The organism is Nostoc sp. T09 (assembly GCF_002154695.1).
Classification (GTDB): Bacteria; Cyanobacteriota; Cyanobacteriia; order Cyanobacteriales; family Nostocaceae; genus Aulosira.
The window spans coordinates 20,857-34,053 of record NZ_MTAV01000115.1 but is presented as its reverse complement, the minus strand read 5'-3'; the positions used below and the strand labels follow the sequence as shown (position 1 = coordinate 34,053).

The 13,197-nt window shown below is 36.6% G+C and carries 14 protein-coding genes and 1 pseudogene; 12 read left to right on the top strand and 3 right to left on the bottom strand.

Annotated features, from left to right (window positions below; translation table 11 throughout):
• The first annotated feature begins 77 nt into the window (after window positions 1–77).
• The 11 genes and pseudogenes from BV372_RS22290 to BV372_RS22240 all read left to right on the top strand — a co-directional run bounded on the left by BV372_RS22290 (window position 78) and on the right by BV372_RS22240 (window position 11,489).
• Window positions 78–1,307, top strand: a complete 1,230-nt coding sequence (locus BV372_RS22290) for a glycosyltransferase family 4 protein (RefSeq protein WP_086688685.1) — start codon at window positions 78–80, stop codon at window positions 1,305–1,307.
• A 47-nt stretch (window positions 1,308–1,354) separates the two neighbouring features.
• Window positions 1,355–2,494, top strand: coding sequence for an acyltransferase (locus BV372_RS22285; RefSeq protein WP_086688684.1), 1,140 nt, complete (start codon window positions 1,355–1,357; stop codon window positions 2,492–2,494).
• Between the two features lie 121 nt (window positions 2,495–2,615).
• Window positions 2,616–3,998, top strand: a complete 1,383-nt coding sequence (locus BV372_RS22280; protein WP_086688683.1) for a hypothetical protein — start codon at window positions 2,616–2,618, stop codon at window positions 3,996–3,998.
• A gap of 178 nt (window positions 3,999–4,176) precedes the next feature.
• Window positions 4,177–5,307, top strand: coding sequence for a glycosyltransferase (locus BV372_RS22275; protein WP_086688682.1), 1,131 nt, complete (start codon window positions 4,177–4,179; stop codon window positions 5,305–5,307).
• A 181-nt stretch (window positions 5,308–5,488) separates the two neighbouring features.
• Window positions 5,489–6,670: a glycosyltransferase gene (locus tag BV372_RS22270; RefSeq protein WP_086688681.1), complete on the top strand. Its 1,182-nt coding sequence runs from the start codon at window positions 5,489–5,491 to the stop codon at window positions 6,668–6,670.
• Between the two features lie 36 nt (window positions 6,671–6,706).
• On the top strand, window positions 6,707–7,360 hold the full coding sequence (locus tag BV372_RS22265; RefSeq protein WP_086688680.1) for a bifunctional 2-polyprenyl-6-hydroxyphenol methylase/3-demethylubiquinol 3-O-methyltransferase UbiG: 654 nt from the start codon (window positions 6,707–6,709) through the stop codon (window positions 7,358–7,360).
• Between the two features lie 20 nt (window positions 7,361–7,380).
• Window positions 7,381–8,148, top strand: a complete 768-nt coding sequence (locus BV372_RS22260) for a glycosyltransferase family 2 protein (protein ID WP_179198191.1) — start codon at window positions 7,381–7,383, stop codon at window positions 8,146–8,148.
• Window positions 8,149–8,242: 94 nt separating this feature from the next.
• Window positions 8,243–9,346: an acyltransferase family protein gene (locus BV372_RS22255; RefSeq protein WP_086688678.1), complete on the top strand. Its 1,104-nt coding sequence runs from the start codon at window positions 8,243–8,245 to the stop codon at window positions 9,344–9,346.
• A 128-nt stretch (window positions 9,347–9,474) separates the two neighbouring features.
• Window positions 9,475–10,050, top strand: a complete 576-nt coding sequence (locus tag BV372_RS22250) for a YdcF family protein (protein WP_086688677.1) — start codon at window positions 9,475–9,477, stop codon at window positions 10,048–10,050.
• An 8-nt stretch (window positions 10,051–10,058) separates the two neighbouring features.
• Window positions 10,059–10,589: pseudogene (locus BV372_RS22245) on the top strand (WcaF family extracellular polysaccharide biosynthesis acetyltransferase); the annotation flags it as partial.
• A gap of 408 nt (window positions 10,590–10,997) precedes the next feature.
• Complete coding sequence (locus BV372_RS22240; protein ID WP_086688675.1) at window positions 10,998–11,489, top strand: hypothetical protein; 492 nt, start codon at window positions 10,998–11,000, stop codon at window positions 11,487–11,489.
• A 71-nt stretch (window positions 11,490–11,560) separates the two neighbouring features.
• Here BV372_RS22240 and BV372_RS22235 read toward each other — a convergent pair whose 3' ends face one another.
• The 3 genes from BV372_RS22235 to BV372_RS22225 all read right to left on the bottom strand — a co-directional run bounded on the left by BV372_RS22235 (window position 11,561) and on the right by BV372_RS22225 (window position 12,825).
• Window positions 11,561–11,848 (bottom strand): TMEM165/GDT1 family protein, encoded by a 288-nt coding sequence (locus BV372_RS22235; RefSeq protein ID WP_086688674.1) that lies wholly within the window; start codon window positions 11,846–11,848, stop codon window positions 11,561–11,563.
• A gap of 83 nt (window positions 11,849–11,931) precedes the next feature.
• Window positions 11,932–12,363, bottom strand: coding sequence for a TMEM165/GDT1 family protein (locus tag BV372_RS22230; protein ID WP_086688673.1), 432 nt, complete (start codon window positions 12,361–12,363; stop codon window positions 11,932–11,934).
• A 111-nt stretch (window positions 12,364–12,474) separates the two neighbouring features.
• Window positions 12,475–12,825 (bottom strand): YkgJ family cysteine cluster protein, encoded by a 351-nt coding sequence (locus tag BV372_RS22225; protein WP_086688672.1) that lies wholly within the window; start codon window positions 12,823–12,825, stop codon window positions 12,475–12,477.
• Between the two features lie 234 nt (window positions 12,826–13,059).
• Between BV372_RS22225 and psb30 the strand changes: the two genes are divergently transcribed.
• A complete protein-coding gene (gene psb30, locus BV372_RS22220) occupies window positions 13,060–13,182 on the top strand; it encodes a photosystem II reaction center protein Ycf12/Psb30 (RefSeq protein ID WP_086688671.1) in 123 nt (40 codons plus the stop codon).
• Window positions 13,183–13,197: the final 15 nt, after the last annotated feature.

Sequence of the window (13,197 nt, the reverse complement as noted above, 5' to 3'; positions counted from 1 at the left end):
TATACTTCTACAAGGGTATTTTTTATATATTTTGATAATTGAGCCACTTATCATATTCATTATTCATTTACACTTAAATGCTTACTGCATCTTCTAATTGGATAGCCTGTCAAATTGGAGCACGTGAGCATTATGCTATTCCAAGAGCCTTACATCAGCAAAGAAAACTTGCCCACCTAATAACAGATGCCTGGGTTTTGCCCCAATCTTCACTAAATCTTTTACCTAAACATCGCTTAGCTAAGTTACGGGAAAGATACCATGCAGATTTAGCCCAAGCATCTGTTCACGCCTTCTCTAGCTCTTTGATTAGATTTGAACTAGCGCAACGTTTGCAAAAAAAAACGGGGTGGGAACTCATAATCGCACGTAATGATTGGTTTCAACAACAATCACTGCAATTTTTAGATCGAATCAGCCATCAATTTAGATTTCCTCCTACTCTCTTTGCCTATAGTTATGCTGCTTTAGAACTATTTCGTTACGCCAAAACAAAAGGTTGGCACACAGTTCTAGGACAAATTGATCCAGGCCCCCTGGAGGAAAAGTTAGTTTTAGAAGAACATGTTAAATATCCAAATTATCAGTCTACATGGCAACAAGCACCATCTAAATACTGGAATAACTGGCAACAAGAGTGCTCATTAGCCGATCGCATTTTGGTTAACTCTGATTGGTCACGTCAGTTACTTCAGGATGCAGGAATTTCTGCCCATAAGATTGAGATTGTCCCCCTGATTTACACTCCGCCGGATGCAGCCAAACACTGGGTTAGAACTTATCCCACATCTTTCTCTCAAGAACGACCGCTGAGAGTTTTATTTTTGGGTCAAGTAATTTTACGGAAAGGAATGGCTGCTGTGTTAAAGGCTGTTGAAGACTTAGAAGGATATCCAATAGAGTTTTGGGTAGTCGGTTCTCAGCAGATTAACATTTCCCCAAAGTTACAAACTCATCCTCAAATTCGCTGGATCGGTCAAATTTCCCGCAGCCAAACAGCTAACTACTATCAAAATACCGATGTCTTCCTATTCCCAAGCTTGTCTGACGGCTTTGGACTGACTCAACTCGAAGCTCAAGCTTGGCAATTGCCCATTATTGCTTCTCGCTGCTGCGGTGAGGTCGCGATGGATGGCTGCAATGGATTGGTGCTGTCTGAGGTCAGTGGTGAAGCGATCGCTCAGTCCCTACAATTTTGCCTTGAGCATCCAGATCAATTGCGACTGTTTTCCCAAAACTCAATTACTGGTAACTGTTTCAATCTACCCCAGCTTGCTAACCAATTGCAAAGCATATTTTTGGGTTAGGACAACGAAATAAGATAAATAGCAAATTCTTGGAACTTTAATTGTTAATGAATATCTCTTTAGCACTGTCCAGCTTTCTAGATTTTTCCAGATGGGTTGCAGCATTTGTAGTAGTCATTAGTCATTTAAGAAATTTGCTATTTGCTGATTATGAGATTATTGAAAATAAAAATATTGCTATTCGGGCTTTTTACTTTTTGACTGGTTTTGGACATCAAGCAGTTATTATATTCTTTGTATTGAGCGGTTTCTTGATAGCGGGTAGTATTTTTAGTCATCTGAAAGCTAATAAATTCTCTTTACTTAGATATTTTATCGATCGCTTCTCGAGAATTTATATAGTTTTTCCCTTGAGTCTTATAACAGGATTAATATTTGACTTACTGGGTTGCTCTTATTTTAATGGCAGCGGTTTGTACACTAACCAGATTAACCTGGCAACAGTCGGATTTAATATTTCGGAAAGGCTAGGAATCGATGTTTTTTTATCTAATCTTGTTATGCTTCAAACCATAACAAGTCCATCTTTAGGTAGTAATGGACCTCTATGGAGCCTAGCAAATGAGTGGTGGTACTATTTTTACTTTCCTTTAATTATTTTAACGTTTAACTATAAATCAATTTATAAGAAAGTGCTATGTTTGATTGGCGTTGCTGCTTTATCTGTTATGATGTACAACTCCAATATACATGGAAATATGCTAATTTTCTTTTCTGTCTGGATGACAGGAGCAGCAGTATGGCTTTTTAAAACTAGAAAAACTCTCAATTTTTATGCTGCTATTACTTTAATGATTTTATATCTAATCTTTTTAAGAATTCAAGCAATTAATTTTTTTACTCCATTTCAACAAGATTTCATTTTAGGAATTTTATTTTCAGTAACAATTAAATCTATTAATGAATCTCACAAATTGTTTATAAATATGCAAACAATTAATAAGGAAATAGCATCATTTTCTTTTTCTTTATATTTAACCCATCTGCCTCTATCTATATTTGCAATTGCTGTATTATCCAATTTTGAAATTATCAATCTTCAAATGCAGCCTGAACTATCAACATTCTTAACTTTATTTCTGTTACTGACTGTTACATATAGCTTTGCATTTTTCTTCGCACTTATAACAGAAAAAAATACTTTGATGATTAAGAAATTTATCCACAAGTTTATTGTTAAATCTTAGATTATTTCCGTTATATTTAGAAGCCAAACTTAGACAATTATTACGTAATCAAAAATCTAATTAAACATAAAATATTGACTGTTTTTCAGTAAACTCAGACTTAGCAACCAATTTAAATTATATGAATCACGAAAATTTTATTACTCAAGAGATACCTGATGTCTATATTTTGGCAGTGCTTTTGCTAGTAAGCCTCATTATAGAAACATGCTTAAACTGGAGGAAAAACTGGGCTATTCCTGCAATGCTTGTTTACGGCACAGTAGGCCTCTGGTATTTTGTTGAAATCATTTACACGCCAGACAACTATCTCTCTTTTTCGACTGATATTGTAGAACTTGGGTTCTCTGAAATTATTATTTTTCTGATTGCTTTTCGCTTGTTAGTTCCTTACTTTACAAAACAATTGACGCCAAAGACGTTCAATACCTTGCCCCAGTTCAGCTTAATTACAATGCGCCCCGAGCATTTGCTATCTATCTTGGCATCAATCTGGTTATTAATTTTACTTTTAGGATTAAGCCAAGTTAACTGGAATGTGATAGACGCACTATTACCTCTTAGGGGACGTTCACATAGTACGTTCCTTTTCACACGAGCAGCAGTGGGTAGTTCGTCGATTGACTTTATCATGTCATCTCTGAGTTACTCCTACACATTGATATGTTCATTTTTTGGGGTTTTACTGTTATTTCAAAAACAATGGGTTGTTAAAGTCATAAATCTCAGCCTAATTATTATTTCTTGGCCAATGTTCATATTTTCAGGGACACGAAATAGTTTCTTGGCTATGGTAGTACCAACTTTTTTATCATATTTAATCGTTTCAAAACAAAAGTGGTGGCTTAAGCTATTCCTAAGTTTATTGGGTTTTATAAGTATTAATTATATACTCACAGTGATAATTGCGTTCCGTAATGTTGGCTTTGAAAATTACCTTTCTCAAATTTGGCAAACAGGTGAGGTGGTAGTTCCAGAAACTAAACATGAAGGGCTAAATATGGCTCAGGAACTTTTTTATATCAATAGTTTCTTGCAGCAAGGTTCACTCTCACTTCATTATGGTTATGATTACCTAGTTGAAGCACTAAATTGGGTTCCGCGTTTCCTTTGGCCAGACAAACCTTTTATTGGCCTTGACTATGCGCAACTTAGAGCTCCAGGTAAGGAAGGACTTGGAATTACAGCCACAGTTTCTCGTGGGTTAATTGGTGGAGGAGTAATGAATTTTGGGTTTATCTTTGGGCCTGTTGCTCCTGCATTTCTTATGGCAATATGGTCTGGTATCATAGCTCGCTTCTGGAGCCAACGTTATTCTATTTTAAGGTTTGCTTTATTTCTTGTAGGATTGGGAATTACACCGAACCTAGGGCGAGATTTTACCATATTAGTTTTATGGCCAATGATTTTTGGTTATATCTTAATTCTATATATTGAAGGAATTGAGCGCAAAAGATTACGGAAACTTAATTCTTTATATCAGCCTATTTCTAAATTTAATTAATTTTAATAATGATTATTCCGAGGCTCTAATAGCTACTCTATTGAGATTACTTATAAGGAGAAGCATACTATGTATAGCATCGTAACAATAGAAGATGGAAAAAATATAATCTGAGTTTTTTGGGGGAAGTATTGCCAAGGTTGCACAAAATAAATATTGGATAATTGGAAAAAAGCTAGTGGTTAAAATTGCTGTTATTTTTACTAATTATGGACCATATCACATTTCTCGTGTCAGTGCTTTGCATAAGCAATGTAGCAAAATAGGATGGGAGGTTATAGGTATAGAGTTAGCAAGGCATGAGAATGCTTATACTTGGAAAACTAATATTCAAGAACTACCTTTTAAATTGATTACTATTATTGAAGAATGTCCATTAGAAGACGTAAAAATACATCATTTTATCTCAAGGCTCTATTCTGTATTGGTTGAACTTAAAATTAATGTTTTTGCGATCGCAGGCTATTTTCACTTCGGAATGCTGGCGGTATTATTGTGGAGTATGTGGCATAGTAAACCAGCTATTCTTTTATCCGAAACCACTGAAAATGATTGCCATCGTTCTTGGTGGCGAGAAATATTGAAAAGTTGGTTTGTAAGAAAATATAAGTCTGCTTTAGTAGGAGGTCAACCCCAAAAGCGGTATTTGTTAAAGTTAGGGTTACTTAATGAAGCAATCTTCTTAGGCTATGACGTAGTAGGTAATGACACATTTCATACTGATAAGATTAAGCATTTGCCCAATCTGCTAGAAAAACCCTATTTCTTGTCAATTAATCGATTTATACCTAAAAAGAACCTTGCTTTACTTCTCTCATCATATGCAGAGTATTACAAGATTAAAGGTAATGTTGCTTGGAATTTAGTTCTATGTGGTAATGGTCAATTGCGCCCACAAATTGAACAACAAATTGCAGAACTAAATTTAGAAGATACCGTTCATCTTCCTGGTTTCCTTCAACAAGATGAACTATTGCCTTACTTTGCTCACGCCAATTGTTTTGTTCATAGTAGTACTCATGAGCAGTGGGGATTAGTAGTTAATGAAGCAATGGCGGCAAGTCTACCAGTACTTGTTTCCAATCGCTGTGGCTGTTTTGAAGATTTAATACTTGAGGGTGTCAATGGTTTTGGCTTTGACCCTGATAATTCTCAACAGCTAACTGAGTTGATGCTAAAAATCAGTTCTAGAGAGATTGACTTGAAAGCAATGGGCCAAGCAGCTCAAGAACATATTCAAAAATTTTCACCTGACTACTTTGCTCAAGGTTTAATACAGGCAATTGAATATGCAATCGCCTGTAAATAGTCCATAAAAAGTGGACTTAAATTGGGTATATGCTAAGCTTATTTCCAATAATTGTGTAGAATCTATCTGCATATTATTACTAATTTTACTAGTTGAGATTTAGGCTAGTAGCCCACAATCAATTTCACGGTAAAAATTATGTTTTTATTTCAGAAATCTAATTTTGAACTTATAAGTAAGTATGAAAATTTTAATTGTTGCTCCTGCTATAGGAAACGTATACGGAGGTCCATCAAAATGTATTGTTGAGTTGGCTGAGGCAATTGCTAGCCTAGGAGTTAGTATTGACATTGTAACCACCAATGCTAATGGTTCCAAAACTCTAGATGTTCCTTTACATATATGGATTACAGAAAAGTATTATCGTGTCCAATACTTTCCTTACTGGGATTTACTAGATTACAAGTTTACTTGGTCATTGACTAGATGGTTATTTCAGCATGTGTCTGATTATAACTTAGTGCATACTAATGCTATATTTTCCTATCCTGCTTTACCTACCTACTGGGCTTGTCAACTTTATAGAATTCCATATATTGTCACCCCTCATGGAATGCTAGAACCTTGGGCTTTGGCTTACAAGTCTTGGAAAAAAAAATTTTATTTTGCTGTTCTGGAAAAACCTGGTTTGCGGAATGCTAGCGCTATCCAAATGCTAGCTTCCACAGAAGCTGAACGTATTAAAAACCTCCAACTTACCACTCCATTAGTTATTGTTCCCAATGGCATATATGGCAAAGATTTTGAGGATATCCTCTCTCCAGAACTTTTCCATGAGAAGTTTCCTGATACTAAAAATAAAAAATTAATTATATTTTTAGGTCGCATTGATCCTAAAAAAGGACTTGATTTGTTAGCTACTGCTTTTGCTAAGGTACATAAACAATTTCCTGAAACACACCTGATTGTTGCAGGTCCAGATAATATCGGATTTTTGCCTACTGTCAAAAGCTATTTTATGGAAGCAGACTGCATAAATGCTGTCAGTTTTACTGGGATGCTTACAGGTTCTATGAAATATGCAGCTTTAGCGGCTGCTAGCATCTATGTCGCTCCTTCCTATTCTGAAGGCTTTAGTATATCTGTGCTAGAAGGTATGGCTACGGGATTACCCTGCGTGATTACAACGGAGTGTAATTTTCCTGAAGCTGCTGCTGCTAAAGCTGCTCATGTTGTTGACACTAACTATGATGCGATCGCGGATTCTTTAATTCATTGCCTAACTAATCCAGAACAAGCAAAAATCATGGGCGATCGCGCTCGTCAATTGATTTTTGAAAAATATATTTGGGAGCATATTGCTGCAAAAATGATTAGTGTCTATACAGCAATCATTGAGGGACAGGTTATTCCTGCGCTTTAGTTAATAAAAATCACAACTATCTAAACATTCAACCCTATGATTTCTACATCTCAGAAATATGAGTACTCATATCAAGATAGTCAGCCTAATCATCATCATACCTATCTAATTAAGCCTCTAATGGAGATGATCACTGCCTATGAAGGAATTCAAAATAAAGAAAAGCTCCGTATCTTAGATATTGGTTGTGGTAATGGAAGCTTAAGTAACTTAATTGCACAGCAAGGCTATGAAGTTGTTGGCATTGAAGAATCTGAGTCAGGATTTGAATTTGCTAGCCGCAGCTTTCCAAACTGCCAATTTATTCTGGGTAGCATCTATAATCTCCCATATCTAGAACTAGGCGGTAAGTTTGATATTGTTATTGCCGCTGAAGTAATTGAGCATCTGTTTTCTCCACGAGAGTTAGTTAGAAATGCCAAAAAATGTCTCAAACCAAATGGTAGTTTAATTCTTACTACTCCTTATCATGGCTATTTTAAAAATCTGGTACTTGCTGTTTCCGGCAAGATAGATAAGCACTTCAATCCTCTGTGGGATTGTGGGCACATAAAGTTTTTTTCTCAAGCAACAATGACTAATCTGCTCGAAGCAGAAAATTACACAGATATTAACTTTAAATTTGCAGGTAGATTTCCTTTTTTATGGAAATCAATGTTGTGTTCTAGTGCGCCAAATTATTCCAAATAATTCAAGTGAATAGCTCTGCAATCTTAGAGGAAATTACTCCTCTTATTCTTACTTACAACGAATCTCTTAACATTCATCGCACTCTTCAGAGTCTGACTTGGGCTAAGAGAATTGTCATCATTGATAGCTACAGTACAGATGAAACTTTAGATATTTTGTACTCCTATCCTCAAGTCGAAATTTTTCAAAGAAAGTTTGATTCTTTCGCTGCTCAGTGTAACTATGGGTTAGAAAAAATTACGACTGAATGGATATTATCATTAGATGCTGATTATGTCTTAAGTGATGAGCTAATTGATGAAGTTAAAACACTGCCATTGGAGTTTGGTGTAGAGAGTTACCAGGTTAGATTCAAGTACTGCGTCTTTGGTCAGCCTCTACGTGGTACTCTACTTCCACCGCGTAAGGTTCTCTACAAAAGAAAAAAAGCAATTTATCAAAATGATGGTCATGCTCATCGTGTCAGCGTAGAAGGAAGCTCTAGATTACTATCTGGTTACATTTATCATGACGATCGCAAACCTTTAAGTCGTTGGCTATGGGCGCAGGATCGTTATATGGGAATAGAAGCCAAAAAGTTACTAGAGACTCCTGCAAGTGAACTCAGCTTAGGCGATCGTATCCGTAAACAAAAAATACTTGCGCCTATCATTATCTTGATATATTGCCTTATTCTCAAAGGAGGTATTCTCGACGGATGGCGTGGCTTTTATTATGCATTTCAGCGTGTATTAGCTGAAATTCTGCTGGCAATTCATCTAATTGAGGCAGAGAAATTTAAAACTTAATTTTGCCATACTCAACTCAGCAGAAGACATAATATTTTTAGTTCATAATTTTTTCTAAAAATGTGATTTAGTGTAAAAATTAGAAATTGATAAAATGAATAATAAGCCAAGATTTGTAGGCGTAGACCTATTAAAAATTATTTCAGCTTATGCTGTGGTTTATATACATTCACAAGGTGGTAATTATGGAGATACGAGCTACTGGGCTGCCAAAATAGGTGTTTTTTTTAATATATTTGCTGTGCCATTCTTTTTAGCTATATCTTTTTATTTATTAGTTAAAAAAATATATTCTAGCACTAGCCCTTATTCATTTATTGCAAGATTAAAATTTCTTGTTTTACCTTACATAATTTGGACTTTAATTTATCTAACATTTAGGATTAGTAAATATTTAATTCAAGGTGAAACTCCAAAAATTATTTCTTTATTTAGCGACCCTGTTGCCATTTTTTTGTTAGGAGGAGCGGCAGTTCAATTATATTTTATTCCACTTTTAATTTCTGGAATTATTTCTTTTGAAATTATTAGAAATTTTTTATCTAATAAAATATTCTACAACTTAAATATCTTATTATTACTAACCATTACAAGTATTTTAACTTATGAAATAATTTTAGATTCTGGAAATTCCTTTAATCTTGGTACTAATGTTGCTTTTAGCAACCTCATTAACTCAACATTTTCATCAAATTTAAATAATAATCCACTAATTAGGTTAATCTTAGTAGAGTTGTCATGGTTTTTAAGATGTTTGCCCAATATTTTTATCGCCATGATTTTGAATCATCCTGGTTTTAATAAAAATATTATTAAACTCGATAATAAATATATTTTTATATTTTTTAGTATAGCTTTTTCTCTCCATTTATCTTCGGCATTTCGTTACTTAATATTTCCTCCGTTTATCAATGAAACAGTTATTACTTATTTTTATTTACTTTTTAGTATTCTATTATCAAACAAGATATCAGAGAAATACTGGATCACAAATTTAGGTCTATGTTCTTTTGGAATATACTTAATACATCATCTGTTAATCGAGTTTATTAGACCAATTATATATAAAATTTATCCTGGTGCTATCACTTTGATTACAGTTTCAAGCTGTGCTACAATTAGCTTCTTTTTAAGTTGGTTATTTGTTTCTCACTTAAGAAAGTATACAATAATTCGTACTTTACTTTTCGGTAATTAAACTCTTGATTTGGAAATTACATATATTCCACTACTAACTAGAGTTTCTCAATTACCAGTTACCGCACTTTTCTAATAACTCTTGTACTACATATAAAAATAAGCATATAAAACCTATTGATTCCACTCATGCAACGGTTGCATCTGCAATTCAGAAAGTTTTGTTTTTTGGGTATAGCTAGTTTTATTCTAGTGTTACTGAGCATAATTCCCTTACGAATAGCGATCGCATCCTACCAAGCTCCCTTCCCTCAAGCTATCTTTACCCTTGGTGGCGGTCCAGATCGAGAAGAATTCACTGCTCAATTTGCTCAAATACATCCCACCCTAGATATCTGGGTTTCCAGTGGCTCACCTCCAGATACAGCCAGTACCATCTTCCACAATGCAGATATCCCCAACAGCCGTCTTCATCTTGATTACCGTGCTGTTGACACAGTTACCAACTTCACTAGCCTCGTTTCCGACTTTAAGCAAAGTCATATTCAGCATGTCTACTTAGTTACCTCAGATTTTCACATGCCTAGAGCAAAATTTATAGCAATCTTCGTTCTGGGCAGTCAAGGTATTATCTTTACCTGTGTCTCTATCCCCTCTGATAGGCCTAGAGAATCGATTGCTCACATCCTGCGTGATATTGGACGCTCTCTTTTCTGGATTGTCTCAGGACGTACCGGAGCTAGCCTCAATCCTAATATTAAGTAACTCACTTTATGCATTTAGATAACTACTCTCTTGGCAGTTATACCCCTGGCGTACCCTACTGGAAGCAGCTTTTGTGGCACTTCTTCGGATCGCCTTTAGTTGAGAGTAATTGGCTACCCATCTCAACTTTAAAGGTTTGGGTACTTCGCAGTTTCGGAGCTAGCATTGGTCAACAAGTTCGCATTAAACCAGGAGTGCGGGTAAAGTTTCCTTGGCGTTTGACTGTTGGTGATTGTGTTTGGATTGGGGAAAGTACTTGGATTGATAACCTTGCGCCTGTGATACTTGAAAGTCATGTGTGTTTATCGCAAGGAGTTTATCTCTGCACTGGCAATCATGATTGGTATCATCCCGATTTTAAACTGATTCCTGCACCAATTCACATTCACGAGAGTAGTTGGATTGCAGCCAAGTCGGTAATTGGCCCTGGAGTTACAGTTGGACGGGGAGCAGTGCTGACATTAGGGGGAGTAACTGGGCGCTCATTAGAGCCAATGACAATTTATGCAGGTAACCCAGCCCAACCTATCAAGAGCAGAGTTCGAGAAAAAGTAGAAGATGTGCTTCAGATCTCCGTAGCACATGAATTCATTCATGTCCGCCGTCTTCTAGATGAGGGTTTGACTGAGGAATGGGAACAAGGGGACAAGCAGGATCGGGGAGAAATAACTAATAAGCCTTGAGCGTTGACTCTGGTAATCAAAAAATTATGAGCAGTTGAAATATAAGCCTCATCATATTGTTCATCTATAGCTATTGAAGCGATCGCTCAACAACACAACTAAACTTTAAATAAAATTATTGCAACGATTACTTTATTAATAAAACTACACAATCTTTCTATTGACTCGTGATAAGCACAATTGCTTTGTAAAGGATAATTGATAAGTGTTGTCAAAGTAATGCCTAGAGATCGAAACTAAGAATACAACACAGCAATTATTCTTATGCATACTATTTCTAACGTTCAATTCAAGCAGTCGTTTTGGCAACCTGCTGTTTTATTAACTTTAGGCTTTTGGCTTAGCGCTAGCCTTCTCTTAGATTGGGTAATTATGCCTAGTCTTTACATTTCTGGCATGATGACCCAAGCTAGTTTTTCTACAGTTGGCTATGTGATTTTTTGGAATTTCAATCGTGTGGAATTATTGTCTGCTGCTGTAGTGCTAACTGGCGTACTAGCTTTGAGCAAAACTCAAATCAACTGGCGGCGTAACGGTATTGTTTTATCTGTGTTGCTGCTAGTTATAGCTTTGCTTGATACTTATCTTTTAACTCCGCAGATGAGTGCAATCGGAGTTCATCTCAATGCATTTGATGTAGAGACTACCATTCCAGCAACGATGAATTTACTCCACGGTAGTTATTGGATATTGGAAGCTACCAAGCTGATAGCAGGTGGTGCGCTTTTAAGCTATTGCTGGAGACAGCAAGGTTAAGATTTCAATCTCACACAAAAAAGACGCTAAGAAATTCTTGGCGTCTTTTTTGTGAAATGTATCTATATTGATTACTGTGTTGATTCTGAATCGTTAAAAAACAGCAGCCGTGCGGCGAGTATCGCAAATCCTACAGCCGCGATCGCTTTTAACAAGCGTGTAGGTAAAAATTCTGCAACGGCTCCCCCTGCTAATGCTCCCAACAAGCTAGTTAATAGTAGGGCAACCGCAGTACCAAAAAATACAGCCCGCGGAGATTGACTGCGACCAGAAAGCGCGATCGCCGCTAGCTGGCTCTTGTCACCTAATTCTGATAAAAAAACTGTAATAAAGCTCAGTCCTAAAAGATGCCAATCCATGTGATTTAAGGGGATGAGGGGGATAAGGAAGACGGAGAGGACAAGGAGGAAATTACTAATGACCTTTGACCCTTGACTCTTGACTAATGACCAATAATTACATCCCAAAACAGCATGAGGGAAATTAGCAATAACATCACACCTGCTGATTTCTCTACGGTTTTAGGGCTAAGTCGGTTGGCTATCCAACTTCCTAAAAGTACGCCTAATAAACTGGTAGTTATCAGTGCAGCCCCAGATCCCATAAAAACTATCCACGGTGCATGAGATTCTGCGCTCATTAACAAGGTAGATAGCTGAGTTTTATCGCCAATTTCTGCTAGAAAAATGGTGATGAAGGTTGTACCAAAAATCACTGCTACTGATTCTTGCTTTTTTGGGCTATCGGCAACTACAGACTGAAGCGGCTCAATGATTGCAGTCGTTAACGTAATATCGGTACTGTCTTCAAGTTCTGGCTGGCTTTCAGTCTGAGATATGCCAGAAAGGCTCAAGGGTGCAGAGTCAAGTTTCACAGGCAGTAATCTTGTTCCTAGTTTGTTTTCATATTCTTCTCATTTTCTCAGATTGTTGTAATAAATTGCAACTAGTTCCAGTTATTAGTTGTCAGTTCCTTGAGTCTTAATTTATAGACCAACAGCTTTGTTGAAGCGGATAATTTCCAAGCTGCGATCGCCATAGACTCCTTCTATTTGTTGGCGACAGCAGTCAATGGCAAAATCGTTTAACTCTTCTGGCTCAATTCCATACATATCCTGAAATATTTCTGTTTCTACGCGGCAGAAACGAGGGCGATTTGGGTAGATGCGACATTCTCGCGTTTTATGGTCGAAATTAACGCACCATCCGCCTTCACCTACCATACTGAGGTAAAGTTCCAGTTCTGTCGGTGAGAGATACTCTTCTATGTCTGGGCGCTCTGCTGGGTCAAGATTACAGCAGGCTCCACATTGCTTTATACATTGCCAAGTTGCCATGATTTGTTATTGGGTATTGGGCATGGGGCATAGGGCATTGGGCATTGGGCATTACTACCCTTGTTTTCTGTAGGCTGAGCGAAGTCGAAGCCTAGTCACCTCATCTTACATTTTTATGTTTTTTCTTATAATTTTGTTAAGTAAATTAAATCTAGCAGTCCATCGCCGGATATGATCGATTGCGGGTTTTGCAATTGAAGTTATTGAATTTTTTAAGACAATTGGGAGGAAACAATGTTTGAAGCTATAGCCAATATCAATTGGGAAGTTATTTTTCAACTACTCTTCGTTGGGCTGATTATCCTTGCTGGTCCTGCTGTAATTTTTGTGCTGGCATTTCGCAACGGCAACCTGTAACAGTGCTGAGTGCTG

What these genes read in the sequence shown, in the direction of transcription:
- BV372_RS22290 (WP_086688685.1), top strand. Translation starts at nt 78, where the DNA reads ATGCTTACTGCATCTTCTAATTGGATAGCCTGTCAAATTGGAGCACGT.
- BV372_RS22285 (WP_086688684.1), top strand. Translation starts at nt 1,355, where the DNA reads ATGAATATCTCTTTAGCACTGTCCAGCTTTCTAGATTTTTCCAGATGG.
- BV372_RS22280 (WP_086688683.1), top strand. Translation starts at nt 2,616, where the DNA reads ATGAATCACGAAAATTTTATTACTCAAGAGATACCTGATGTCTATATT.
- BV372_RS22270 (WP_086688681.1), top strand. Translation starts at nt 5,489, where the DNA reads ATGAAAATTTTAATTGTTGCTCCTGCTATAGGAAACGTATACGGAGGT.
- BV372_RS22265 (WP_086688680.1), top strand. Translation starts at nt 6,707, where the DNA reads ATGATTTCTACATCTCAGAAATATGAGTACTCATATCAAGATAGTCAG.
- BV372_RS22255 (WP_086688678.1), top strand. Translation starts at nt 8,243, where the DNA reads ATGAATAATAAGCCAAGATTTGTAGGCGTAGACCTATTAAAAATTATT.
- BV372_RS22250 (WP_086688677.1), top strand. Translation starts at nt 9,475, where the DNA reads ATGCAACGGTTGCATCTGCAATTCAGAAAGTTTTGTTTTTTGGGTATA.
- BV372_RS22240 (WP_086688675.1), top strand. Translation starts at nt 10,998, where the DNA reads ATGCATACTATTTCTAACGTTCAATTCAAGCAGTCGTTTTGGCAACCT.
- BV372_RS22235 (WP_086688674.1), bottom strand. Translation starts at nt 11,848, where the DNA reads ATGGATTGGCATCTTTTAGGACTGAGCTTTATTACAGTTTTTTTATCA.
- BV372_RS22225 (WP_086688672.1), bottom strand. Translation starts at nt 12,825, where the DNA reads ATGGCAACTTGGCAATGTATAAAGCAATGTGGAGCCTGCTGTAATCTT.
- psb30 (WP_086688671.1), top strand. Translation starts at nt 13,060, where the DNA reads ATGTTTGAAGCTATAGCCAATATCAATTGGGAAGTTATTTTTCAACTA.